The sequence below is a fragment of the Paraflavitalea sp. genome (assembly GCF_059502485.1).
In genome coordinates, this window is the sequence record NZ_JCACET010000011.1 from 587,470 (window position 1) to 611,797 (window position 24,328).

Annotated in this window: 22 protein-coding genes; 16 read left to right on the forward strand and 6 right to left on the reverse strand. The window is 48.7% G+C overall.

The genetic code is table 11. The features are described 5' to 3' along the window. Positions 1-6: 6 nt before the first annotated feature. Genes AC5JBY_RS30180 through AC5JBY_RS30190 form a run of 3 tightly spaced genes read right to left on the reverse strand, consistent with a single transcriptional unit; the run spans position 7 to position 3,042 of the window. The gene (locus AC5JBY_RS30180) at positions 7-720 is read right to left on the reverse strand and encodes a LytR/AlgR family response regulator transcription factor (RefSeq protein WP_495908422.1); all 714 of its coding nucleotides are present in this window, start codon (positions 718-720) and stop codon (positions 7-9) included. After that, positions 717-1,703 (reverse strand): sensor histidine kinase, encoded by a 987-nt coding sequence (locus AC5JBY_RS30185; RefSeq protein WP_495908423.1) that lies wholly within the window; start codon positions 1,701-1,703, stop codon positions 717-719. The genes AC5JBY_RS30180 and AC5JBY_RS30185 overlap by 4 nt, the downstream gene beginning before the upstream one ends. Positions 1,704-1,743: 40 nt before the next feature. Continuing rightward, positions 1,744-3,042: a GNAT family N-acetyltransferase gene (locus AC5JBY_RS30190; protein ID WP_495908424.1), complete on the reverse strand. Its 1,299-nt coding sequence runs from the start codon at positions 3,040-3,042 to the stop codon at positions 1,744-1,746. A 245-nt stretch (positions 3,043-3,287) separates the two neighbouring features. Between AC5JBY_RS30190 and AC5JBY_RS30195 the strand changes: the two genes are divergently transcribed. From AC5JBY_RS30195 to AC5JBY_RS30250, 12 genes are all read left to right on the forward strand, one after another. Continuing rightward, positions 3,288-4,466 carry an acetyltransferase domain-containing protein gene (locus tag AC5JBY_RS30195; RefSeq protein ID WP_495908425.1) on the forward strand — a complete coding sequence of 393 codons (1,179 nt, stop codon included), beginning with the start codon at positions 3,288-3,290 and terminating at the stop codon, positions 4,464-4,466. 13 nt (positions 4,467-4,479) lie between these two features. Beyond that, entirely contained in the window at positions 4,480-5,091 is a 612-nt protein-coding gene (locus tag AC5JBY_RS30200; RefSeq protein ID WP_495908426.1) for a GNAT family N-acetyltransferase, read from the forward strand. A 14-nt stretch (positions 5,092-5,105) separates the two neighbouring features. After that, positions 5,106-6,086, forward strand: a complete 981-nt coding sequence (locus AC5JBY_RS30205; RefSeq protein ID WP_495908427.1) for an ankyrin repeat domain-containing protein — start codon at positions 5,106-5,108, stop codon at positions 6,084-6,086. 17 nt (positions 6,087-6,103) lie between these two features. After that, positions 6,104-7,741: an ankyrin repeat domain-containing protein gene (locus tag AC5JBY_RS30210; RefSeq protein ID WP_495908428.1), complete on the forward strand. Its 1,638-nt coding sequence runs from the start codon at positions 6,104-6,106 to the stop codon at positions 7,739-7,741. Positions 7,742-7,754: 13 nt separating this feature from the next. Continuing rightward, complete coding sequence (locus AC5JBY_RS30215) at positions 7,755-8,153, forward strand: VOC family protein (protein WP_495908429.1); 399 nt, start codon at positions 7,755-7,757, stop codon at positions 8,151-8,153. Positions 8,154-8,164: 11 nt separating this feature from the next. Continuing rightward, complete coding sequence (locus tag AC5JBY_RS30220; protein WP_495908430.1) at positions 8,165-8,917, forward strand: formylglycine-generating enzyme family protein; 753 nt, start codon at positions 8,165-8,167, stop codon at positions 8,915-8,917. Positions 8,918-8,938: 21 nt separating this feature from the next. Next, positions 8,939-10,192, forward strand: coding sequence for an ankyrin repeat domain-containing protein (locus AC5JBY_RS30225; protein ID WP_495908431.1), 1,254 nt, complete (start codon positions 8,939-8,941; stop codon positions 10,190-10,192). Between the two features lie 18 nt (positions 10,193-10,210). Beyond that, on the forward strand, positions 10,211-10,993 hold the full coding sequence (locus AC5JBY_RS30230; protein ID WP_495908432.1) for a VOC family protein: 783 nt from the start codon (positions 10,211-10,213) through the stop codon (positions 10,991-10,993). Positions 10,994-11,202: 209 nt separating this feature from the next. Next, the gene (locus tag AC5JBY_RS30235) at positions 11,203-11,574 is read left to right on the forward strand and encodes a hypothetical protein (protein ID WP_495908433.1); all 372 of its coding nucleotides are present in this window, start codon (positions 11,203-11,205) and stop codon (positions 11,572-11,574) included. A 99-nt stretch (positions 11,575-11,673) separates the two neighbouring features. Continuing rightward, the gene (locus tag AC5JBY_RS30240; protein ID WP_495908434.1) at positions 11,674-12,600 is read left to right on the forward strand and encodes a CE1 family esterase; all 927 of its coding nucleotides are present in this window, start codon (positions 11,674-11,676) and stop codon (positions 12,598-12,600) included. Between the two features lie 37 nt (positions 12,601-12,637). Continuing rightward, positions 12,638-13,708, forward strand: coding sequence for a sensor histidine kinase (locus tag AC5JBY_RS30245; protein ID WP_495908435.1), 1,071 nt, complete (start codon positions 12,638-12,640; stop codon positions 13,706-13,708). Then, entirely contained in the window at positions 13,689-14,459 is a 771-nt protein-coding gene (locus AC5JBY_RS30250; protein WP_495908436.1) for a LytR/AlgR family response regulator transcription factor, read from the forward strand. The genes AC5JBY_RS30245 and AC5JBY_RS30250 overlap by 20 nt, the downstream gene beginning before the upstream one ends. Before the next feature lie 190 nt (positions 14,460-14,649). On the opposite strand, the gene AC5JBY_RS30255 is transcribed toward AC5JBY_RS30250, so the two are convergent. After that, positions 14,650-15,645, reverse strand: coding sequence for an FKBP-type peptidyl-prolyl cis-trans isomerase (locus AC5JBY_RS30255; protein ID WP_495908437.1), 996 nt, complete (start codon positions 15,643-15,645; stop codon positions 14,650-14,652). 80 nt (positions 15,646-15,725) lie between these two features. Then, positions 15,726-16,736, reverse strand: a complete 1,011-nt coding sequence (locus tag AC5JBY_RS30260; RefSeq protein ID WP_495908438.1) for a DHH family phosphoesterase — start codon at positions 16,734-16,736, stop codon at positions 15,726-15,728. 88 nt (positions 16,737-16,824) lie between these two features. Here AC5JBY_RS30260 and AC5JBY_RS30265 point away from each other — a divergent pair, with 88 nt between their 5' ends. Continuing rightward, positions 16,825-17,241 carry a nucleoside-diphosphate kinase gene (locus AC5JBY_RS30265; protein ID WP_495908439.1) on the forward strand — a complete coding sequence of 139 codons (417 nt, stop codon included), beginning with the start codon at positions 16,825-16,827 and terminating at the stop codon, positions 17,239-17,241. 45 nt (positions 17,242-17,286) lie between these two features. On the opposite strand, the gene AC5JBY_RS30270 is transcribed toward AC5JBY_RS30265, so the two are convergent. Beyond that, complete coding sequence (locus tag AC5JBY_RS30270) at positions 17,287-18,222, reverse strand: TraB/GumN family protein (protein ID WP_495908440.1); 936 nt, start codon at positions 18,220-18,222, stop codon at positions 17,287-17,289. A 317-nt stretch (positions 18,223-18,539) separates the two neighbouring features. Between AC5JBY_RS30270 and AC5JBY_RS30275 the strand changes: the two genes are divergently transcribed. Genes AC5JBY_RS30275 through AC5JBY_RS30285 form a run of 3 tightly spaced genes read left to right on the forward strand, consistent with a single transcriptional unit; the run spans position 18,540 to position 24,327 of the window. Continuing rightward, complete coding sequence (locus AC5JBY_RS30275; protein WP_495908441.1) at positions 18,540-20,474, forward strand: DUF3858 domain-containing protein; 1,935 nt, start codon at positions 18,540-18,542, stop codon at positions 20,472-20,474. 5 nt (positions 20,475-20,479) lie between these two features. Further along, positions 20,480-22,435 carry a DUF3857 domain-containing protein gene (locus tag AC5JBY_RS30280; protein WP_495908442.1) on the forward strand — a complete coding sequence of 652 codons (1,956 nt, stop codon included), beginning with the start codon at positions 20,480-20,482 and terminating at the stop codon, positions 22,433-22,435. Positions 22,436-22,440: 5 nt separating this feature from the next. After that, positions 22,441-24,327, forward strand: a complete 1,887-nt coding sequence (locus tag AC5JBY_RS30285; protein ID WP_495908443.1) for a DUF3858 domain-containing protein — start codon at positions 22,441-22,443, stop codon at positions 24,325-24,327. Position 24,328 lies beyond the last annotated feature (1 nt).

Below are 24,328 nucleotides of genomic sequence, written 5' to 3' on the forward strand. Positions count from 1 at the left end.
AAGCATTTATCGCTTCAGCAGTCTTTGCTCCACCATCTGCATCAACGCGTCGCGGTAGTTGCGGCTTATGGGAAGGGTTTTGTCTTTGATGCGGATGGTATTGCCCTCGATGGCGTCGATACGGGAACAGTTGACCAAAAACGACTGGTGCACCTTCATAAATTCAAGGGCAGGCAGCTGCCCTTCCAACCCTTTCAAAGTAAGGTAAGCCAGTATCTTTTTGGTGTCCGTAAAGATGTTTACATAATTGCCGACGCTTTCTATGTACAGGATATCGCGCAGCTCTATCTTTTCGATGCGCTTGTCGCTGCGTACGAATATCCAGGAAGGTACAGTGGGAGGAACAGTAGCATCCCGCAGGTCAGCATATTCTTTGGCTTTCTGCACGGCCTTCAGGAAACGGCTGAAGGCTACCGGCTTCAATAGGTAGTCGATAATATCCAGTTCATACCCTTCAAGGGCATATTGAGGAAAGGCGGTGGTGAGGATGACCAGCGGCCGCACAGCCGACTGTTTCAGGTAATCGAGGCCCGAACGTTTGGGCATCTCGATATCGAGGAACATGATATCTGCTTTATTGTATTGCAGAAAGGCTTCAGCTTTGAGCGAGTTCTCAAATTGCCCGGCAGCTTCCAGGAAAGGAACCTGCTCCACAAACTCCTGTAAGATCTTGCGGGCAATGGGTTCATCGTCCACTATGATACATCGTAATTTCTTCATACCAGCAACGTTAAATGAACGGTATAAACAGCATCCTCTTTTTTGATATCGAGCGTATAATGGTCCTTGTACAGCAGTTCCAACCGGCGCATCACATTGGTCAGGCCGATCCCTCCTTCCGCCTGCTCCTGTTGCTCATAGGTATTGGAACAGGTAAATTCAATACGGCCGGTTGCCTGCTGCAAAGATATTTTAATAATGTTGCGTTGGCTATCATCGCGGGTACTGTATTTAAAGGCATTTTCCACGAACGCCAGGAAGATCAGCGGGGCTATTTTTACGGAAGGATCGATCATGTTGATGTCCAGCTCTATCTGCATATTGCTGTCGCTGCGGGCCCTTTGGAGCGCTACATAGTTTTGCAGGTAAACGGCCTCTTTTTCTAACTCCACCCAATCTACATCAGCCTCATAAAGATTGTAACGCAGCAGGTCGGAGAATTGCAACAGGATATCCCGGGCCTGCTGGTTCTGCCGGTCGATGGAACCGTAAATGGTGTTGAGCCCATTGAACAGGAAATGCGGATTCACCTGTGATCGCAAATACTTCAACTCCGTTTGCAATTGTGATATCTCGATATTCTTTACCCGTTGTTGTTGCTCATTCGACTTCTGGGCATAGTACAACATGGAGGACATGACGAGGAACCACAAAGCATTTAAGAAATTCCAGTGTATATAGTCCGTAATCTTCATGGGATCCTTAGGCCACACCTGTGCATCCCAGTATTGCTGGTTGAGGCTGCGCAGATAAGTGTACAGCATTACAATGGTAATAAGCCCCACGACATACAAGGCGACCTTTTTCTTTTCCAGCAGCACCGGGATCAGAAAACGGATATTGCCATATAACAGCAGTGCTATCATGGCATAGAAAAGCAACAAGGGTTGCAGGGACCACATGAACCCTTTTATCCTGATCCAGCTCCCCGAATCCATGATGCCATAAATGACATAGATGCCCCAGAAGAGCCAGTGGAACAAATTGCTTTTTTGAAAGAAGGAACGCATTTGATGGTAAAGATTATTCGCCTGTATGATTTTCAATAAGCGTTATGATCTCCTGCCTCCCAAAATGATAGGCCCAGCCCAACGGGATACCTCCATGTTCTTTATCCTTCATGGCAAGGTCTACGCCAGCCCCAAGCGCCAGTTTAGCCAATGCAACATCTCCCCTTTGTGCAGCAATATGCAGCAGGTTACCTGCCCACTCAAAATAAGTGCGATTCACTTCCTGCGGGTTGGCGGTCAGCAAAGCGGCTGCACGGTCTTTCCAGCCCAGGTCCCACATCACCAATGCCGTACAGACAACGCCGTGTTCCATAAGCCATTCGGCAGCAGCCGGTTGCCGGCAATGAGCAGCAAGTTGTATAAGCGTCATACCATTGACAAGCGGCGTATCCAGTTCCTCCGGCGTTAAAGATGTACCTGTTTGTTTTACAACCTCCATATCGCCTAATCCGATTGCTTCTGCCAGTGCTACCATCTGCTGAGAAGAAGGATGAGTAATATAACGCTTACCCGTTATCCACCAGGTGAGTCCATAACCAACAGTCCGGAAACCTACCTCCTCATAAGTACGAACACCGATATCGCTGGCATTCAGCATCACATATTGATAGCCGCGTTCCTGTGCATAACGGCAGGCGGCGATCACCAGTGCCTTGCCAATACCTTTTCGCCGCATGGAAGGAATTACCCCTACATTATACATACCGGCAATGCCCATAAGCCCGGCGGTAAAGAACAGGGCGGCTTGCCCTACGATAACACCACCGAGGAAAGCAACGAACCGCTGTGCTTTATCAGGATACATACGCAATAAAGCATCGGAATATATACCATCATTATTGCCATAGGGAAGCCCCTTTACTTCGTGAACAGGAATATCATTCGAAACACGTATCTCCAATGCCGGTGGTGTAGTAAAATTGGTTTTTACATCAGCAACATCCAATGCCATCCAGCGTGGTTTCCAGCCCGGCTGAAAACCACGGGCCAGCAGGCGGGCATCCACATCGGCCGGCTCAGCAGGATCGAGAGACCAGTATCCTATGTGAGCAACTTCCTGTGTACGATAAAAATCCATCATCGCATCCAGTTGAACACCTGCCTTATCCGGGACCATAGCAGGAAACAATACAGACGAACCATTGCCAATTGAATACGTGTAAGTAAGTCCGTCAGTTACATGAACTACCCCACCCAATGCGGTAGCGCTGCAACAAAATAGTTGCCGGTGATTTTCAGCCACGGCTTGTTCCAACTGCGCATTAGTAGCATTGCGAAGAACAACTGGCTCATTAACAGATGCAGTATCCATAAAAGTAAATCTAATAGAAAAATCAGTGCTGCCGCCAACTATATTATCGGCCTTCTCCCGTTTTCACGGTAAACAGCCGGGATGTGTAGTTTTTTGAACAGGGCATCACAAATGTTTTTTCGCACATGGGAATTGCCTGAAATTCAGGTCCAGGCCTGCTGGAATAATCGATGCACGGGGGAAATGATGTTAAAGGGAAAGTATAGCCAAACAAAAACACTTTAACCACCAAAACAACGCTTTATATGACATCATCTCCCCCACCTGCCGGCAACCTTGCCAACCCTGCCGGACGATTACAATCGATAGACCTGCTACGGGGCGCCATCATGATACTCATGATCATCGACCATGTACGATGCTACACAGGGCAGCCTGCCGGCGGACCGGAGCCTGCTATCTTTTTCACGCGTTGGATCACCCATTACTGCGCGCCCGTCTTTTGTTTCTTTGCCGGCACCAGCGCTTTCTTTTATGGCAGAAAACAGCAAGACCGTGGAAAGCTATCGCGCTTCCTGTTTACGCGCGGCCTGCTACTTATTATATTGGAACTTACCGTTGTGCGTTTCTCCTGGGCTTTCAAGGTAGATTTCACTGAATTTATATTTATGGGTATTCTCTGGATGCTGGGCTGGAGCATGATATTGATGGCGTTGCTGGTGCGGCTAAAGCCGTTAACAGTAGCCATCATTGGAATGGCCATTATCCTGTTCCAACAACTGTTTGCCCTGGCACCAAAAGCATTACCCGTAGGATGGCGACAGACCTTTGCCAACTTTTGGGAATTCATCTATGCTTCCGGGTTCGACTGGCCGCGCCCTTTTGCGATCCTGTATGTCATCGTTCCCTGGGTGGGCGTCATGGCTGCCGGTTATGGCTTTGGGCTGATCATGCTGATGGATTCCGTGAGGCATCGCCGCGTTTGCCTCACTATCGGCCTGGGCGCTATAGCAGCATTCATCATTGGCGGCAGTACGCTGATCGCTTTGCATAAGCCGGACGACAACAACGAGGTGCCTTTTCTTTTTAAATTGCTCAACCAGCGTAAGTACCCCGCCTCTACCTGGTACCTGCTGATGACGCTGGGCCCTCCCATCGCCCTGATCCCATTTGCCGAAAAGGCCAGGGGCTGGCTGGCCAGGGCGCTCACGACCATTGGCCGGGTACCCCTGTTTTATTACCTCCTGCACATTCCCCTTATCCACCTCAGCGCGCTATTGGTTAACTTTATGCAGTACGACCTTTCAGGACAAGATTGGTATTGGTTTGCACCTTTTGCCGAAGTGCCACCCCAATACAAATGGAGCCTTGGATTGCTGTACCTCGTATTTTTTATAGATGTAGTCATCCTGTATTTTGCCAGTCGCTGGTATGGCGCCTATAAACAGGCACATCCTGAGAAACACTGGCTGACGTATTTATAACCGCATAAAAGTTATGAAATTGACGCACACCATTGGCCGCTTTATCATGGGACTGAAAAGACCTTCCAAGACTACCAATATACGCAGGCTGCGTGAGTGGGGAGAGACCATGGAGTCATTTACGATTCGTGAAGTAACGGAAAGCGACCTGCCTGCATTGACAGCCTTGCATGTGCAAACCTGGAATGATACTTATTGGACCGTGCGCAACCCGCCCACGTACGAAACGCGTGAGCAGCAATGGAAGCAACAGTTCACAGTGAAAGACGGCAGTTGGTTTTGCTTTGTGGTGCAGAACCAGGCCGGCAGGCTGATCGGGTTTGCCAAAGGCTTGCGCTACAATCATGGCGATCTGCCCGATTACCGGGGTGAGCTCAACAAGATATACTTACTGCTGGAATACCAGCGTCTTGGCCTTGGCCGCTTACTGATGGGTCATGTAGCACGTAAGTTCCTCGGTATGGGCGTCAACTCTATGGTGTTGTTTGGCATACCACAAAATCCATCAAACCGCTTCCACGAAGCATTACACGGAGAGCGCTTATATGATAAAAAAGGAGAGTTTCATGGCGGCTATGGCTGGCGCGATCTGCAGAAGCTGGCAGATATATGTCCTGTTGATTAAATAGTTTGTTATTCATGATACAGCCCATTGAGCTAAGGCGGGAATTGCCCATGCAGGTGCATAATGGCCTATCTACCACTACGAAAGTATGGGAGATACTAAGCGCCAGCAAGATCGGTGATCTGCAACGTGTGCAGGAACTGGTGGCCGCAGAATCGGGGCTGGTGTATGCGCAATACAATTATGCCCCACCGATTCACTTTGCCGTTCGTGAGGGGCATGTTGACCTGGTGGAATACCTGCTACTGGAAAAAGGCGCGCTTGATCCTACCTACCGCATCTATCCTTTTCAGGAAAGCCTGCTTACCATTGCAAAGGACAGGAACGAAGACATCATTGCCGACCTGCTTCAACGATATCTCGATGATCCTTCCCTGCACAAATGCAAGGGCGACAATGGCGCCATCGAATACAACAGATCACAGCAGGAGAAGGACTTTGAACAGGCAGTAGACAGAGAGGACCTTGACGCTACTGCACAGTTATTAAAAGACAATCCTGCCCTGGCATTGGATGAAACGTTCTTCTGGAGTGAAGGCATTTTAATGATGCCTGCCAAAGAAGCGAATTATCAGCTGATGGAATTATTGATGAGCTACGGCGCCAAAGTGCCTAACGTGCTAAAGTGGACGCAGTTCTATTATTTCGAACGCTACGACAGTGCTGTTTTCCTGATGGAGCATGGCATGAACCCTGACACCATGAGCTGGCACCGCGCAACCCTGCTGCACGATATGGCACAGAAAGGACATCTCGACAAAGCAGCCCTGCTGCTTAAACATGGAGCCCAGATCGATCCGATAGACGAAGAATACTGGTCAACCCCACTGGGCCTGGCAGCCAAATGGGGACAGGAAGAAATGGTTGACTTCCTGCTTAAACAGGGCGCCGATCCCAATAAAGCAGGCGCCCGCTGGGCCACTCCACTGGCCTGGGCGCAGAAGAAAGGACATACAGCTATTGAAAGCAAATTGCGCCAAGCTGGCGCGCAATGAGTTTCAAACTTATACCTATGTATCCACCAGAAGCACTCACCAAAGATGAGCCACTATTCTGGTCCACTGGTAACGGGACAGATGTATGGGCTATGTTTTGTGCCGCCGCAAAAGGCGACCTGGCAACTATTCAACAGCTGCTCGATAAAGACCCATCACTCGTACATAGTGAACATGATTACCGCAATCCAATATCGTTTGCAGTACGCGAAAACCAACCGGCGGCTGTAGCCTATCTGCTGAAGCGCGGCGCCGGCCCTATTAATTCCGGCAACAGCGACACTTTACTGCAAATAGCCCGCGACCGGGGTTATAGCGAAATAGCACAGATACTGGAAAATGCCATTACCGGCAACAAGGGCACGCCCGAAGGAAACGAAATAGCAGCCGCCATCAAAAGCAGGGACCTTCCTCGAGTGCGGACCATGTTGGATGCTTCGCCGGAATTGATACATGCCCGTGACAATACCACCAATCAAGCCATTCACTGGTCCACCATGACCCGGCAGCCGGATATGATCGACGAGGTGCTGGCCCGTGGTGCAGACATCAACTCCATCCGTGCCGATGGTGCACGACCGTTACAATTATGCAATGGTGATTATGGTTATCGCGGTTGGCGTGATGTACCTGAGAATACCGTGGCCACTCCCCGCGACATCTTCAATCACCTGATACAACGTGGAGCTTACCTCGACATCTATATGGCATCCCTCACCGGTAATATAGAACGGGTGAAGGAATTACTGGATGAAGATCCTGCTATTGTTAACCGTGTTGCAGAATGCCGCACGGGTTATCCGGGTTCAGGTTACGCCATCACGAATGCTGCTGTCAATGGCCATCTTGCAATAGTGAAGTTATTATTGGAACGCGGAGCCCATCCTGGCCTGCCCGAGCCGGGTAATGCCCCGCAGGGAAAAGCCTTGTATGAAGCCGCATCGCACAAACATATTGAGATTGCCCGTTTGCTGCTGGAGCATGGCGCCTTTCCCAATCCCGAAGTAGAAAGCTCCGCAGATGCGCTGAGCAGGGCCATCTGGAATGAAGACAAACCCATGATCCAGTTACTTTGCTCTTATGGTGCTACCCGCAAAGTACACCTGCTGGCTTATGATGGAGATGTGTTGATGGGCGCTGCTGTATTTGCCGCCAATCCTGCATTGGCCAACGATGTAAATTCGCTGGAGAATGCCGCCGGAGAAGGGCATGAAGCGTTTGTACGCCTCATGCTCCGATATCAGCCACAACTGGCCAAACAGATCGCCGTTGGCGTGAAAAGCAAGGGGTCGCAGGATGTGCAAGCGGCTCATGCTTTGATCGATTTTCTGTTTGAACAAGGCATGGATGCCAAATTCAAAAACTGGCTCGGCGTTACACCCTTACACATTTACGCCACCCGAGGCGACATTGAGAATGCTACGATCTTCTTACAGCATGGGGCAGACATCGATGCAGTGGAGGAAGAATTTTATACCACCCCATTGGGTTTTGCGGCCAAAAACAACAAGGAAGAGATGGTCGGCTTCTTACTGAAGCAAGGGGCTGATCCCAATAAGTCTGGCGCTCCCTGGGCAACACCATTGGCCTGGGCAACCCGCCGGGGCCATACCGCCATCATTGCACTGCTGAAGCAATATAACGCTCACGAATAAATTCAGACGTCACATGGAAAATACAAAAGCCATATTTAAAACTGCCAAGCCTTATCAGAAGGACGCCATGAACCTGCCGGTCAATGACGTCAATGCTGCCATCCCTTTTTATCAAGCCATCATGGGCTTTAATCTAATATCGCGTGACAACCAGCCGCACCGGTCAGCCGTGCTGGAACGCGACGATGTGCAGATCGGCCTTGCAGAAAATGGTGGCGACCCTACACAGGATGGTTGTTTCTTTTCAGTAGACAATGTGGAAGCTGCTTTCTTGGAACTCAAAGCAAACGGACTGGAAAAAGAACTATCTGCTATCAACACGCAAAAGTTTGGAGACACCTTCTGGAAGGTATTCTTTGTAGTAGCGCCCGATGGACTTTGTTATTGCCTTGGCGAAAGGCAACCTGATTAAAGTATACAGCCATGAATATCCAACATACCTTTCACCTCGATGGTGTTGCACATGACCTTACTATGATCTTTGTAGAAAGCACGGGCAATACGCCCTTTCTATTTGGCGAAGAGCAAAACAAACAGGCCATCAACGTCAGGAACTTTTTTATTGGTCAGTTTACCGTAACGCAAGCACTGTGGAAACACGTGCTGGGCGCAGCAGCCAACCGCTCTCCTGTTAAAGGAGATAACAAGCCCGCCGAACACCTGTCGTGGGATGACATTACCAAGGCTGATGGCTTTCTGGATAGGATAAACGCCAGTACTATCATTAGCGATATTAATAACCAATACACGGAAAATGCTACGTTGCGTTTCCGCCTGCCTACAGAAGCTGAATGGGAATATGCCGCGCGTGGCGGAAAACACTGGAAAGACAATTTCGCCTACAGTGGCAGCAACAACATAGATGAAGTGGGCTGGTACCAAAACAACAGCGGCAACGCAACACATCCCGTAGGCCAAAAAGCGCCCAACCAGTTAGGCATCTACGACATGTGTGGCAATATATGGGAGTGGTGCGAAGATCATTATCTCGAGAGCACCCGTTATTTGATGCCTGAAGACGGAAGTCCTTTTTTAGCGGATAGCAACGATAGGATTCTAAGAGGTGGCTGCCATCACAATGGGGCTATACACTGCAGGAATGATAAACGCTATGCTATCATGCGGGATGCATTCGATGGGTGTATCGGCTTCCGGTTAGCATTGCAGATAAGTTGAAATTAATAATCACGGTTAGTCATGAAGCTACAACCACTATCCATACAGGTAGGACTGGAGCAATACAAGCAGCAGGCCGATGCGTTGTACGCTGCCTATGCAGCAGGCGACACAACAGCTGCGGGCCAAATGAAGGACGGTCATCCACAATGGTGGCGATTGCCCGTAGCGGAGTTTCGGCAGCTGAGCGTTACTCCAGCAGATGCACAGGTAGTAGTAGCCTGGTATTATTCCTTCAACAGTTGGGATGAGCTGGCTACATGGGTAGCAGCCATTACACTACCAGGCTCATCAACAGCACGATTTGAGGCAGCCGTGGATGCTATCGTAGCGGGTGATATAAAAACATTGGACACGTTACTACAAAATGATCCCTCTTTGATCAGTGCCCGCTCTATGCGTTCGCACCACTCGATGCTGCTACACTATACAGGCACCAATGGCGTGGAAGGTTATCGCCAGCGCTATCCACCCAATGCAGTAGCCCTGTTGCAGTTTCTGCTGGCTGCCGGCGCCGAAGTGAATGCAAAGGCAGACATGTATGGCGGTGGCTCCACTACGCTTGGCCTGGTGGCCACCAGTTTCCATCCGGCCAAAGCAGGGATTATGAGCACCATGCTGGAGATACTGTTGAAAGCCGGCGCCTACATCGATCAACCGGGCGCTGCCGGCAACGGCTCTCCAGCCATCAATGGTTGTCTGCACAATGGAAGGCCCGAAGCAGCCGACTTCCTCATGCGCCATGGCGCCTTGCTCGACCTCGAAGGTGCAGCAGGCACAGGGAGATTGGATGTGGTACAAACTTTCTTCAACGAAGATGGCAGCCTGAAAGACACCACCACTACCCACAAGATGAATTATGGTTTTATCTGGGCCTGTGAGTTTGGACATGTTGCAGTCATTGATTTCCTCATCAGCAAAGGACTTGATGTGAACGTACATGTAGATGGCATGTACGGATTGCACTGGGCGCTCATAGGTGGGCACCTTGATGTGGTCCAATTACTGATCGCCCGTGGCGCCTCGCTGGAATTGCGCAATATGTATGGCGGCGATGCAATTGGTTGTTGCACCTGGGCCATCGCCAACAGCAGTGAAGTGTATCGCTGGCCGGAAAAAGAAGTTGACTACTTAGTGATCATGGAAGAATTGCTTAAAACCGGCACCCCCATCGAGCGGGGCATGCTGGCCTGGCTGGAAAAAGAAAACGACATCCCCTCTCCTGCCAAGGAACAACTCGATACATTATTCAGGAAATACGGCGCTACCACCTGACCTATTAAACATTGCTTTATGTCCAATGATCACCCATCCATCATCTCTCCCGTAAGCCGTCATCTTGTAGTAAGCGATGTAGCACGCAGTGTAGCCTTCTATTGTGATGTATTGGGTTTTGACATAGCACCGGATGCCATGAAAAGCAGTATACCCTCACGGGCCGAAGTGGTGTATGGATCTGCACGCATTCAGTTTTACACGGAAGAAGGGTTGACGGTAGATAGTTCAGGCCCCATGAGCCCACGCGGATCGGCCATGCTATTTTTTGAAGTGGATAATGTGCCACTCATGCAGGCAGCTATAGCTGCACGTGGTGGTCAGCCGTCCCGCCCTGAAAAGATAAACTGGATCAAGATAGAAATGTTTGAAGTGCGCGATCCGGATGGACATGCCTTGTGGTTTGGCAAATCGTATCACGAATTTTATACTGACCTCCACATAGAAGCTGGCAAAGGCCAGTTGAGGAAAGCATTGCCCGAACTTCCTTTACATGATGTAGCAGCAGGCGTTGCTTATTACCGGGATGTATTGGGCTTCCACATCAACTACCAGCAACATGACCTGGGCGTCATGGACCGCGATAGCATCACCTTATTACTGATAGCCCGCACACCAATGCACACAGGTATCGGCAGTTGCGGCTTTTACATCAACAATGCCGACGACCTTTATACCGAATTATTGGCCAAGGGCGCCCATATTCCTGTCCCACCGGTCAGCCATCCCTGGGGTTTGCGCAGCTTCGAGGTCATAGACCCCGAGGGGAACAGGCTCAGTTTCTCCCAAACGTTTGAATAGTAATCTACTGCAAGGGTTTCACCCTCCTATTAGCCCTGCTCTATCCATGTGTGAGCCATGCACAAAGTGCGCTTTAACAAGCAAGGATGACACATGGCTGAGCGTTCCATCCCTCCCCCGGCAGCTTCCCCCGCTAAAATTACAGCTTCCACTTTCTTGTCATTTCACAGGCCCGGAGATCAGACTTCCTTTGCCTTCAAATAAACGTTATGACAAACAAAACATTGATGTTGCTGGGCATATTGCTTACCTCGGCGATCATGGGCTTTTCACAATCCAAACTCACGGAAGAACAAAAAAAGGAATTCAAAGCAAAACAGGAGGCTTACAAAGCCAAGCTCAATCTCACCGATGAGCAGGCTACCAAAATGGAAGAGATCAATATGACCTACCTCGAAGGGCTGTCGGCCATAAAGCAATCAGGCGGCTCCAAACTCTCCAAACTCAAAAAGTTCAAAAGCCTTAGCAACGAGCGCGACAGTAAAGCCAAAAAGATATTGACAGAAGAACAGTATAAGATCTACAAAGAACAACAGAAAGAAATGAAAGAGGACTTTAAGGAGCAACGGTCCAGGGGTTAGACCAAGGTTTGTATTATCATTTCCTGGCGTGCCGTGGCTCCTTCGGCACGCATTTTCAGCCCTCACCACAAACAAAGTATTTCACTCAAGACACACGCCATGACAAACGCATTCAATACAATCCTTACCATCGTATTCCTGTCCCTGTTCGCAGCCTGTGACAAACAATCGGACCCCGAAAAAACATACCGCATCAATGGCTCCATTGCAGTAGATGGCAGGAACCGCACTTTCCTCCTCAATTTACCACCAGGCTATTATGAGAGCGATACAACGTTGCCACTGGTAATTGGACTTCATGGCACGGGAGGCAGTGCCGCTCAATTCGACCACGATTATGGGTTCACCACCAAAGCCAATAATAACAACTTCATCATTGTGTATCCCGAAGGGGTCAGGAGCACCGGCATTCTGGGGTTGCGCACCTGGAATGCAGGCACCTGTTGCGACTTTGCTTTGGAACAGCAGATCAATGATGTAAAATACATCGGCGCTTTGCTCGATAACCTCCTAAGCCGTTATCGCATCAATGCCAAACGGGTGTATATAACCGGTATGTCCAATGGGGGCATGTTTACTTACCGGCTGGCCAATGAAATGGGCAAAAGGATTGCGGCGGTGGCCGCAGTGAGTTCTACGATGGTATTACCGGCAGCACCCCTCACACCCTCCCGCCCCATGCCTATTTTGCATATCCATTCGGCCAGGGATACCAAGATCCCTTACCTGGGCGGCATAGGAATAGGCGGCTATTATTTCCCGCCGGTCGATTCCACCCTCCGTGTGTGGGCGCAGCACAACGGCTATACTTCCGGACCGGTTACCCTGCGGGACGATGCCAGTTATAAACTCACAGAATGGTCTGGCGGCAATACAGGCAGCCTCATTCGCTGTTACCTCACGCAGGATGGAGGTCATGCGTGGCCGGGAGGCCTGAAACCCAACCGCCGTGGCGACGATCCTTCTACCGTGATCAACGCTACCGATCTCATCTGGGATTTTTTCAAAGGATATTCCCTGCCGTAATTAAACCCATACCATACAGCATTGTCGAAGTAACGCATTGAAAACACTCAAATCATACCACATCCCTGCAAAACCAAAGCTGGTGGTGCTTACCGCCATGGCCATAGCAGTCTTGTTTACCCTGCCAAGACTGGCGGTATTGCGCCACCTGCAAAACGGCCCCACCATAGATGCCAAGTTGTTAGAGGTCCTGGTGAGGGCCATTTATACTTTTCTTGTAGCCGTAGTCTTCCTGCTGCTGAACCTGCAACAGAAAAAAGTATCGCTTGGATTCATTATCTATAATCCGGCATCCATCGTTCAAAAGATCTTATACAATGCCCTCTTATTGGCTGTACTGGATATCGTATTGCTGCGCCTGCATCTTTCACTCTTCGAGCCCTGGCTGCGTGAAAAGGTGTTCAGGTTCCTGTTCAACATGACGCTTATCCTCGAGGTAATGCTCACAGTGCTGATTGCGCATATTTACCGGTTGCTGTTTTACAACCAGCAGGTAAGGCTCACCAATGAACACCTGTTGAAAGTAAATGCAGAAACAAGGTATGAGGTGTTGATCAACCAGGTAAACCCGCATTTCCTGTTCAACTCCTTCAACACGGTGAATGCCCTTATCCATACCAACCAACAGGAAGCCGTTCACTTCATCAACAACATGTCGGATGTATTTCGCTATGTATTGGAAAGCAGTAAGCGCAACCTCGTAACCCTGCGGGAAGAAATGCAGTTCATGAACGCTTATACCGAAATGTTGAAAGGCAGGTACGGCAATAAGCTGACCGTTCATGTCGATACCAGCCGGGAAGCAGAGCGATTATTGCTACCACCGGTAGCCATTCAGGTGCTCGTGGAAAATGCCGTTAAGCACAATGTTATTTCAGCCAGCAAGCCGTTGAGGATCGACATATTTCTCGACGGGCAGACAGGGCTTACGGTCACCAATCCCATCCGGGAGAAGCAGGTAGCACCTTACTCCACCGGCATTGGCTTGTCTAATCTAAATCAACGTTGCAGCTACCTGTGTGGCCGTGAGATCACCGTACGCAGGTCGGCCCATGAATTTTCAGTCACCATACCATTAATAACACCCGATGAATATACTGATCATTGAAGATGAAGACAGTGCAGCTTCGCAGTTGACCGCTATGGTAGCGGCCCATTTCGACAAGCCCCATTTTGTGCCTGTGATCGACAATATCGGCGAAGCAAGGGACTACCTGATAGCAAAACCGGCCATCGACCTGATCTTCCTGGACATTAATCTTTCGGACGGACTATCTTTCACCATCTTCAAAGACCTGGTGATTGACATTCCCATCATCTTTACCACAGCCTATGATCAATATGCCATCCAGGCATTCGAGCTCAACAGCATCGACTACCTGCTGAAACCTATACGCAGCGAAAAACTGGCACAGGCAATCACGAAGTTCAAACGACTGGATGGCCGCAACAGGATGATACCGGATATGCTGAGCATCGACAACGTGCGCAAACTCATCAATGCAGAAGCGGCTTACAAACGCAACTTCTTGGTGCCTTTCAAGGACAGGCTTGTGCCCCTGCATGTAACAGACATTGCCTGGTTTGAGCTACAGCATGGATTGGTGCGGGGCATGACGCACAGCAAAACCACCTACATCATGGAGGAGAAAAGCCTCGAAGAGCTCAGCGAAATACTAAACCCCTGGGAGTTCTACCGAGCCAACAGACAATACCTCGTAAGCAGGAAAGCCATCAAAGATGTGCAACATCATTTTAACGGCAGGCTCTATGTGAATGTATCACCAGCACCGCAGGACAAGGTCCTTATCAGCAAAGCCCGGTCGGGCCACTTCAAGACCTGGATGAGATCCATGTAACCACATTAGGGCATGCTAACCCGATAGCTGTTTGTTACCTTTGCCGTACATTGTTTACCTACAACCCGGCAACCATGCAACTCGAAAAGAACACTACTACTTCCTATGGTCAGATCAGGTTGAAGCTGCCATAAAAATAAAAAAGGCAGCCGGAGTGGCTGCCTTTCAGTTATTTGCAAACGATCACGTATTAATGATTGTGTCCATCGCCGGGTGCATGACCTGGAGGAGGAGCGGGAGGACCACCGGGAGCAGGTGCATTAGCATCAGCCACCTCTACTACTTCAACATCAAATATCAGGCTCTCGTGAGGCTTTTGACCAGGACCGGGCCTGTCGCCATAAGCCTGGAAGAAAGGAATGTACAAAGTACCCTTTCCACCTTTCTTGAAGAAAGCCAGACCTTCATCCCATCCGGGAATTACAGAACCAGTACCCAGTACCAGCTCATAAGGAGGCCTGCTGCCGTCCATATTGCTTTCAAATACAGTTCCGGAAGGGAACAGCTTACCAGTGTATTTAACGCTGATCTTTTTGCCAGCAGCAGCTTGCATGCCTGTGCCGGGTTCTTTGATCTCGACATAAGTGCCACCAGCTGCTTTTTGAGCAACGATCTTATTCTTAGCCAGGTAATCTTCGATTTCCTTAACAGCAGGACCACGCTTCTTTTGTCCTTCTTCTATGGCCTTTTGCTGTTCAGCCTGCTGACGCGCTTGCTCTTTCATACCCTCAGCCATCTTGTCTTTTTCAGCCAGGCTATCCGTAGTAAACAGATCTACTACTTTAAAAGAAAGAACGATCTGGTCTTTACGGCTGATGAAAGGAGGCAATCCACCGGGATTCTTCTTCATCAACGTATCAACCAGTACATATACGATAGCGCTATCACCCTTGCGCAGCAAAGGGAAAATTTCGGCTGGATCATAGATCTGACCAACGCTGTCAACAGTAACGAAAGCAGGCATTTTGCCGTAGTTGTCTCTCAGCAGGGTATCTTTTCCAGGACCTTTCAGGCGCTGGGCAAACATAATTTTCAGGGTGTTACCGCGTTTTGCAGGATCTCCCTTGCCATCTGAAATGATCTTGTATAACAGGCCACTTTTGGTTTTCTTTACACCGCCACCTTTACAGCCTGCTGCTATCAACAGAACTGCCAGACAGCCAAGAAGAATCGTTACTCTTTTCATTTGAATTAATTGTTTTTTATAGGTCACCTGCCACTGCGCCAGCGGCAAAAAGTTATGTGTATTTACGTTGAACTCTTAAATTAATCCTGTAGCTCCACAGCATTCTTCTTCATCGCCTCCATAAAGTCTTGTACAGTCTGGTCGAGCGAAGCGCTGCTACGTCCACCGGCAGCGTTGAAGTGTCCCCCCCCCTCAAAATATTTGCGGGCAAAGGTATTCACATCGAAGTCGCCCTTGCTGCGGAAACTCCACTTACGCTCTTCATCACGGTCGATCACCAGGGCAGCCATTTTGATACCCTGAATGCTGAGCGGGTAGTTGACCAGGCCATCTGTATCACCCGTCTTGACCTCGTAGCGCAACAGGTCTTTTTTGGAGATGGCGATCAACGCTGTGTTGTACTCATAATAGATCTCCATACGGTGCAACAATACATGTCCTATGAGCCGCAAACGGTTCTCAAGGAAATTATCGTAAATATTCTCATGTATCTGCGTATGGTTCAGGCCACGTCCTTTCAGGTCCGATACCATGGTGTGCACATGCGCGCTGGCAGCCGGGAAACGGAAAGAACCCGTATCGGCGATCACGCCCGCATAAAGGCATTCCGCGATATCCTTGTTGATCAAAGCACCATGCCCCGACTCCATGATAAAGTCGTAGACCATTTCGCAGGTAGAGCTTTTGGCCGTGTTGCTCACGCCGTAGGCAAAACTCTCTACTTCAGGCTGCTGGTGGTGATCGATCAGAATACGGGTATTGTCGATGGCCCTGATTTTAGGCGCCATGTTCTTTGTACGCAATAACACGTTGAAATCCAGGCAAAAAAGCCACTCAGCTTTCGCCAGCAGGCCTTCCGCCTTGTCCCGGTGCAGCTCAAAGTCCACCACCGTATCACAGCCCGGCATCCAATTGAGCCACCTGGCCCAGTTGGTGGGAGAAACCACGGTCACCTGATGCCCCAGTTGGCGCAGAAAATGATACAGACCCAGCGTAGAACCCATTGCATCGGCATCTGGCTTCTGGTGCATGGTGATCACCACTGTGCGGGGAGTAGAAAGTAAAGGGTATAAATCCTGGATAGGTTGCATAAAATGGTGGCAAAGTTGCACAAATAAAGTCCAATAGCCAAAAAACTATAAACATCATTATCTTGCGCCCAAAATAGAGTAAAAACATATGAGTAACCGCACGTTTACAATGATTAAGCCGGATGCAATGAAGAATGGTCATGCCGGAGCTATCCTGGACAGGATCATTAAAGAAGGTTTCCGCATTGTAGCCCTGAAGCAAACAAAGCTGAGTGCTGAAAAAGCCGGTGAGTTCTATGCAGTACACAAGGCACGTCCTTTCTACGGCGAACTGGTAGATTTTATGAGCAGTGGGATCATCATTGCTGCTATCCTTGAAAAAGCAGATGCAGTAGCTTCCTTCCGCAAACTGATCGGTGCTACCAACCCTGCACAAGCAGACGAAGGTACCATCCGTAAATTATATGCTACTTCTTTAGGTGAGAATGCCATCCACGGCAGCGACAGCGATGAGAATGCAGCCATTGAAGGCAGCTTCTTCTTCAGCGGCCTGGAGCAATTCTAATACATCGGCAATCGGCAGTCGTGAATCGGCAGCCGATTGCCGTTTTTAGTTCTTCACCGGCGTCACGGTATACCCTTTCTTCTTCAGCAGGTTGATCACCCCCTGCTCGCCGCCCAGGTGTCCCGCTCCCACTGCAAACAGGGCCGTACGTGGCCCCATAATGCCGGGCATGCTGCCCACCCAGCGCCGGTTGCGGCTGTACAATAACAGGTCCATATATTGCTCCATACCCGGGTCGCTCTTCTGCACCAGCGAATCCAGGCGCTTCAGGTCCTGCTTACGGTAGCCGTCCACCATATCCAGCGTTGCCTTCTTGTAGCTATCGATGCTGTCGATATAAGCCACCAGGTCTTTGGCCTGTTTGTCATAAGGAATACTATCAAACAACCCCGCCTGAAACTCTGCCGTTTCAAGCCCCTTGATCTCTTTTTCGTATTGCTTGCTTTCCTTCATGATCTGCTGTTCCATGCCATTCTTCTTATCGGCATCACCACAGGCCATGGCCTGCTCGCCAATAACGCTGGAAATAAAGTAAGGCTTGAAGCGATTCATAAAATCAAGCGGCAATGGCGCTTTGATGCTCTTGAGGTACTTAGCTACGCGATCGTATTCTTCCTTGGTCAGCAGGTCCGACAGTTTCTTTCCATCGTTCATGCGCAGGTATTTCACCGCTCCCATGATCTCGTTCATATCGTCCATGTCCAACTCAAAATAGATCACCTGCACATCCTTGATAGCCTTTTTGAGGTTAGGGCTCAACGTGGCATCCTGATCGCACAAAATGTGCATGGTTCCAAACAGGTACGAAGGTTTCTGCAAGCCGTTGCCGGAGATCTCGAACAACAACGTATTCTGTCCTACGGGCTTAACGGGGCCTTTGGGCTTTGTGGCCGCTGGCTTGGCGTTCATGGTTTTAACCGGGGCAGGCTTTTTCGTTTGGGAATACCCGAACCCGGCCATTGCCACCCAACAGATCGCCATAAAAGATGATTTCACGAACATGGTCAAGTGCTATTTTTTAATATTTGTTTAGTACTTTTTTTCGTTATTATTGCTCCAAATAACCCCTAACATGCAGCCCCTCCAAAACCGCAGGTACCTGATACCTGGATCATTCCACCTGTTCATTCCCAACCACCCACCTCCACTGGCAAAACTAACTACCGCCCTTCATATATGCCAATAAATAAAAATTATTAATCCTGCTGAAGAACTGGATAATAGCCCGGTAATTCTGTCGTTATTACGCGAGACTATACAGGCAGAACCTCCCAGGTTCAATAAAATAAACCCCTAATATGAGAAAGACAATTGCCCTGATCGCAATTTTAGGGCTCACTTTGCCTGTTTTTGCCCAAAGAGACAAGGATGTTCCGGCTTTTGGTACCGTTGATAAGGCCGATTTACAGTTAAAAGAATGCGACTTTGACAAAGATGCCGAGGCGCTCGTACTGTTCGACGTGGCAGAAGCCTACCTCGATAACCTGGGCTCCATCGAGCTCGTACGCCATGTACGCATCAAGATATTGAAAGATAAAGGGCTGAATGCCGCCGATATTCATATTCGCTACCACGGCTACAGGAATGATGAAAACATCAAAGGCCTTACCGCCCAGACCTATAACCTGGACGGAAGTGGCAATATCGTTACCACGAAAGTGGAAAAGAAACTGATTTACGAAAAGCCATTGGATAAAAGATACTCCGAACAGGTGTTTACCTTTCCGGACGTAAAAGCCGGCAGCATCATTGAATACAAATACACCCATACCAATATCGGTCATGGAAACTGGTACTTCCAACAGGATATACCTGTTAAATACAGTCGGTATCGCGTAGACTTCCCCGAAGAAATAGAATTTGTTTGTACACCACTGGTCGTATTACCAGTACAGCAAAAATCAGAAAACAAGAGTCGCCGCAATATCAAGACATTGACCATGTCCAACATCCCTGCCCTCCGGGATGAGCCTTATATCTCATGCGACTACGATTACCTGCAACGGATCGAAACCCGGGTCATCGCCATCAACCCGGTCGGCATGCCACGCCAAAGCAGAATATACAACTGGCCACAGATCATCAAATTTCTGGCCGAAGATGAGGATTTTGGCATCCAACTGAAACGCGACATTCCCCGTACAGTAGACCTGGATGAGTCCTTGAAAAAACTCAATGACCCTTACCAGAAAATGACGACCATTCACAACTATGTACGTAAGAATATGGAATGGAACAACTATGGAGGCATCTGGGCCCTGAACGGCGTTAAGAGCGCCTGGAAAGATAAAAAAGGCACCTCCGGCGAGATCAACCTGATCTTGGTGAACCTGCTGAAGGATGCTGGTCTCAAAGCATCTCCCCTGCTGGTGAGCACCCGTCGCAACGGACGCGTCAACACTTCCTTTGCCGATTGGCGCAACTTTAATAAAGTACTGGCTTACGTAACCATCGGAGAAAAGTCCTACATACTGGATGCTACCGAAAAATATACCCCTTCCAATCTCATCCCCTATGAAGTAATGTATTCCGAAGGATTGGTGATCGAGAAAATAGACACCTGGGAATGGGGCTGGCGTGTAATATGGAGCGAGAAGCCGCACTTCCGTGAAACCATCGTGGTACAGGCCAATATCGATGAAGAAGGCCTTATGAAAGGCGCTGCCAGCGTTACCTGCTTCGATTACTCCCGTATAGAGCGCCTGCCTACCCTGAAAGAAGGGAAAGACAAATTCATAGAAAAATTCTTCACGGCAAGCAATCCCGGCGTAAAAGTAGATACGTTAAGCATCGAGAACGAAAACATCGATACACTGCCACTCACACAAACCGTTAAGTTCAACCAGCCCATTAACAGCTCAGGCGACTACAAGTATTTTTCGGTGAACCTGTTCACCGGACTTGAGAAGAACCCCTTTGTGGCCGACAATCGCTTTTCGGATGTATTCTTTGGCGCCAACCAGAACTACCAGATCGTGGCCAATATCACCATCCCGGAGTCGTATGAATTTGAGGCCCTGCCCAAAAGCGTACGTATGATCATGCCAGATACCAGCATCTCCATTACCCGTCGTATCAATTCCGAAAAGAACATACTGGCAGTGCGCATTTCACTGGAATTCAAAAAACCTTTGTATTCTCCTGAAGAATACCCTGATTTTAAGGAATTTTACAAACAATTATACGCATTGCTGAATGAGCAATACGCGATTCGCAAAAAAGCTAAATCCTGATATACATGAGCGTTGAGCACGGCATGGTAAGCCACGTGAAAAAAAGTATATTATTGATCTTCCTTCCATTGCTGTGGCATGCCACAGCAATGGCTCAGCCGGAATTTGAAAACTGGGGCCACATATCAGCAGCAGAAAAGAACCTGAAAGTTTGCGCGTTCGATAGTGAAGCAGTAGCGATCGTACTGTTCGACGAGGCGGTAGCCGACCACGACGATGAGCGCAAACTGATCACCTACCGGCGTATCCGTATCAAAATATTGAAAGAGCAGGGAATGGAATATGCCAACGTGCAGATCCCCTATTATGCAGGCAATGACTTTCAGAGCATCGACAACATTGAAGCAAAGGCCTACAACTTCGACGCCGCCGGCCAACAAACGGAGCAGGAGGTAGAAAGAAAATCAATTTTCACCCAGCAACGCAATGCAGTGTGGCACTCCAAGAAGTTCACCTTCCCCGGCGTCAAAGTAGGGAGTATCGTAGAATACCAATACCGCAGCACAGAAAAGAACTACCTCAACCTTGAAGCATGGGAATTTCAGCAGGAGCTGCCGGTAGTGAAAAGTAAATTCACCCTGTCGATACCTCCCGGCTACGAGTTTGCCTATATGGTATTCAAAAGCCAGCAGTTCCCCATCGTTATAAAAAAGGAATCGTCCGACGGGCGATACCTGTTTGCCATGGACAGCATTCCCGGCCTGCGCGAAGAGCCATACATGGATGCCCGGAAAGATTACCTGCAAAGAATCAATTTCCAGCTATCGGCTTATAACAATAGCGGCTTTGGCAAACAAAAATACATGACCTCCTGGGATGAAGTTACACGCGAGCTGAGCACCGCCTCGTATTTTGGCTCACAGATCGGTAAGAATATTAGTGGTACCGAAGACTTCATTGCCCTCATGAAAGTGCTTCCATCTCCCATGGAAAAGATGAAGCGTATATACAACTATACACGCAATTACATGAATTGGAACCGCTTTTACGGCGTGGGAAGCAGTGATGGCGTTAAAGCTGCCTGGAGCAAAAAGAGCGGCAGCATCTCAGAGATCAACATGATCCTTGTGAACCTGCTGCAGGATGCCGGACTGGACGCTTACCCTATGCTCGTAAGCGAAAGGTTCCATGGCAAAGTCTCTACCCAGTATCCGTTTGTCGGACAGTTCAACGCTACGTATGCAGCGGTACTGATCGATGACAAAAAATACTTTCTCGATGCAACCGACCCAACCGGGCAACCTGAACTGGTGCCCCTGAGCATCCTCAACACCAATGCATTCATTGTTAACCGTAAAAAGGGAGGCATTATCAACGTAACTGATGAATCCCTGCAATACAAGGAAAACATTACTGTTTCCGTGAAGATCAATGCCGATAAAATGATCACAGGCGAAGCCTGGCTCAACAGCATGCAATATGCCCGCATTAACCGCCTGAGTTCCTGGCGGCGTGGCAAAGAGAAATACATCGATGCAATTCGCAAATCCGGCTCGTCCATAACAGTTGACAGCGTTGATATCAAAAACGAAAAAGAAGATTCCCTGGCACTGGGTCAACACCTGCAGTTCAAAGGCCAGGCTACCACTACCGGCGACTATATCTTCGTGCCCGTCAACCTGTTCTCCGGCTTTGAGACCAACCCCTTCATTGCCACCAACCGCTTCAGCGATATCAACTTTGGCTATCGTAGAAATATCACCTTCAGCACCTATATCGATATACCGGAAGGATATACACCCGATGAGCTACCCAAATCACTGCAGCTGGTCAATGAAGACAAAACAGTGATCTTTATAAGAGAGCTGTTCAATGACGCCAACTCAAAAAAGATACTGGCCAGGTTCAGGATCGAATTTAAAAAGAGCCTGTACGGCGTTGAAGAATATGGAGCGCTGAAAGAGTTCTATAAGAAAATGTTTGAGCTATTGAACGAACAAATCGTATTCAAGAAAAAGTAAGCATTATGAAAAAGGGCTTCACATTGAGTATACCTGCGTTGTTGTTATTCTTCATGGGGCTGGCACAGGAACCATCCTACGATGTAGCCTCTATACCCCAGGCATTGAAAGACAATGCCCCCATGATCAAACGCTATGAGAATATAACATTCGAAGTGTCAGATATAGACAGAGCATCCCTGAATGTGCATTCTGTAGTAACCGTCATGAATGAAAAAGGCAGAAGGGCATTGACCTTCTACACCCATACTTCAAAGTTCACTTCCCTTGAAGATGCAGAGGTAAAGCTTTACGATGCGAAGGGAAAACAGATAGCCCGGTACAAGAAAAAAGACATGACCACCCAGGCCACCGGAGAAGGCCTTATTGAAGATGGTAAAGTGACCTTCATTGAAACATCAGCCCCCTCCTACCCGGTCACCATAGAGATCAAATACCAGGAGCGTTATAAAGGCACTTTATTTTATCCCTGGTACGAGATCATGCAAAGCGGAGAATGCATACAATCGTCCACCTTTACCGCCAAAGTGCCCCTCAACATGGAAGTACGGTTCAAGGAAAAGAACATTTCCCTGAAACCTGAGACCGGCGGAGATGATAAATACAAATGGTACAAATGGTCAGTAAAAGACCTCAAAACGCTTGATAATGAAGATGGCTCCGACAACAAGTATCCCTACATCATGATGGCGCCCAACCGCTTCAAATACGACGACTATGAAGGCGACCTCAGTAGTTGGAAAAGCTTTGGACAATGGTATGCCAATCTGAACAAAGGACTCGATGTACTGCCTCCCGACCGCGTAGCCTTCTTCAAAGACCTCGTTAAAGACGCACCCAATAACCGGGAAAAAATAAGGATCATTTACGACTACCTACAAAAGAACTTCCGGTACGTAAGTATTCAGCTTGGCATCGGCGGTCTGCGTCCGTTCTCTGCAGACTTCACCGATAAAAAGAAATACGGCGACTGTAAGGCCTTAAGCAATTTTACGAAAGCAGCGCTGAGCGCTGTCGGCATCAACAGCATTTATGCCGTCATCAATGCAGGCGTCAATTCGCCACCCATGGACGCCGACTTCCCATCCAAATTCTCCAACCACGTTATCCTGTGCGTACCCATGGAGAAAGACAGCGTGTGGCTGGAATGTACCAGCAAAACAACCGACTTTGCTGTACTGGGCAGCTTTACAGAAAACAGGAATGCCTTGCTGATCACCAACGAAGGAGGAGTACTTGCTCCCACTCCCCTGAGCAAATCCGGCGACAATAAATTTGAGGTCACATCAAACGTGACGATACAACCCGATGGATCGGGTAAGACTGTTGCCCTATTCAAAACAACCGGCGAGTACAAAGAAATGATGACCGCCGTCATGGAAGAGAAAAAAGATGACCAGAAAGGATACATCATTCATGGCATGGGCTTCAAGCAACCCGACGAATTTACCCTGAACAAAAAAGAAGCCAACACAACCCTCGTCACCGAACTCGATATGGCGCTTGAAAAAGTACCGGAGTTCATTGCCGGCAACAAAATGTTCCTCAGTCCAAGGATGTATAAACTATGCAATCTCCGGTTGCCCAAAGCTGAAAACCGGAAAAGTGATTTCTATTTCAACATCCCTTATCAAAAGAAAGACACCACCATTATACACCTGCCCGAAGGGTTTGTAATAGATGCATTGCCACAAACGAAAGAGCTTAAATGCCCTTATGCCAGTTATCAAACCAGGTATTGGTATGATGAAAGCAAAAAGTCCATCTATTCCACCACTACACTGGCACTGGATCAACATAAGATTCCCGCAGCCGGCTACGCAGACGTAAAGAAGTTCTTCGAACAGGTAATGCAGGACGATGCACAAAGAATTGTGATCAAGAAGCAATAAA

What these genes read in the sequence shown, in the direction of transcription:
- AC5JBY_RS30180 (WP_495908422.1), bottom strand. Translation starts at nt 720, where the DNA reads ATGAAGAAATTACGATGTATCATAGTGGACGATGAACCCATTGCCCGC.
- AC5JBY_RS30190 (WP_495908424.1), bottom strand. Translation starts at nt 3,042, where the DNA reads ATGGATACTGCATCTGTTAATGAGCCAGTTGTTCTTCGCAATGCTACT.
- AC5JBY_RS30195 (WP_495908425.1), top strand. Translation starts at nt 3,288, where the DNA reads ATGACATCATCTCCCCCACCTGCCGGCAACCTTGCCAACCCTGCCGGA.
- AC5JBY_RS30200 (WP_495908426.1), top strand. Translation starts at nt 4,480, where the DNA reads ATGAAATTGACGCACACCATTGGCCGCTTTATCATGGGACTGAAAAGA.
- AC5JBY_RS30205 (WP_495908427.1), top strand. Translation starts at nt 5,106, where the DNA reads ATGATACAGCCCATTGAGCTAAGGCGGGAATTGCCCATGCAGGTGCAT.
- AC5JBY_RS30210 (WP_495908428.1), top strand. Translation starts at nt 6,104, where the DNA reads ATGTATCCACCAGAAGCACTCACCAAAGATGAGCCACTATTCTGGTCC.
- AC5JBY_RS30215 (WP_495908429.1), top strand. Translation starts at nt 7,755, where the DNA reads ATGGAAAATACAAAAGCCATATTTAAAACTGCCAAGCCTTATCAGAAG.
- AC5JBY_RS30220 (WP_495908430.1), top strand. Translation starts at nt 8,165, where the DNA reads ATGAATATCCAACATACCTTTCACCTCGATGGTGTTGCACATGACCTT.
- AC5JBY_RS30225 (WP_495908431.1), top strand. Translation starts at nt 8,939, where the DNA reads ATGAAGCTACAACCACTATCCATACAGGTAGGACTGGAGCAATACAAG.
- AC5JBY_RS30230 (WP_495908432.1), top strand. Translation starts at nt 10,211, where the DNA reads ATGTCCAATGATCACCCATCCATCATCTCTCCCGTAAGCCGTCATCTT.
- AC5JBY_RS30235 (WP_495908433.1), top strand. Translation starts at nt 11,203, where the DNA reads ATGACAAACAAAACATTGATGTTGCTGGGCATATTGCTTACCTCGGCG.
- AC5JBY_RS30240 (WP_495908434.1), top strand. Translation starts at nt 11,674, where the DNA reads ATGACAAACGCATTCAATACAATCCTTACCATCGTATTCCTGTCCCTG.
- AC5JBY_RS30250 (WP_495908436.1), top strand. Translation starts at nt 13,689, where the DNA reads ATGAATATACTGATCATTGAAGATGAAGACAGTGCAGCTTCGCAGTTG.
- AC5JBY_RS30255 (WP_495908437.1), bottom strand. Translation starts at nt 15,645, where the DNA reads ATGAAAAGAGTAACGATTCTTCTTGGCTGTCTGGCAGTTCTGTTGATA.
- AC5JBY_RS30260 (WP_495908438.1), bottom strand. Translation starts at nt 16,736, where the DNA reads ATGCAACCTATCCAGGATTTATACCCTTTACTTTCTACTCCCCGCACA.
- AC5JBY_RS30265 (WP_495908439.1), top strand. Translation starts at nt 16,825, where the DNA reads ATGAGTAACCGCACGTTTACAATGATTAAGCCGGATGCAATGAAGAAT.
- AC5JBY_RS30270 (WP_495908440.1), bottom strand. Translation starts at nt 18,222, where the DNA reads ATGGCGATCTGTTGGGTGGCAATGGCCGGGTTCGGGTATTCCCAAACG.
- AC5JBY_RS30275 (WP_495908441.1), top strand. Translation starts at nt 18,540, where the DNA reads ATGAGAAAGACAATTGCCCTGATCGCAATTTTAGGGCTCACTTTGCCT.
- AC5JBY_RS30280 (WP_495908442.1), top strand. Translation starts at nt 20,480, where the DNA reads ATGAGCGTTGAGCACGGCATGGTAAGCCACGTGAAAAAAAGTATATTA.
- AC5JBY_RS30285 (WP_495908443.1), top strand. Translation starts at nt 22,441, where the DNA reads ATGAAAAAGGGCTTCACATTGAGTATACCTGCGTTGTTGTTATTCTTC.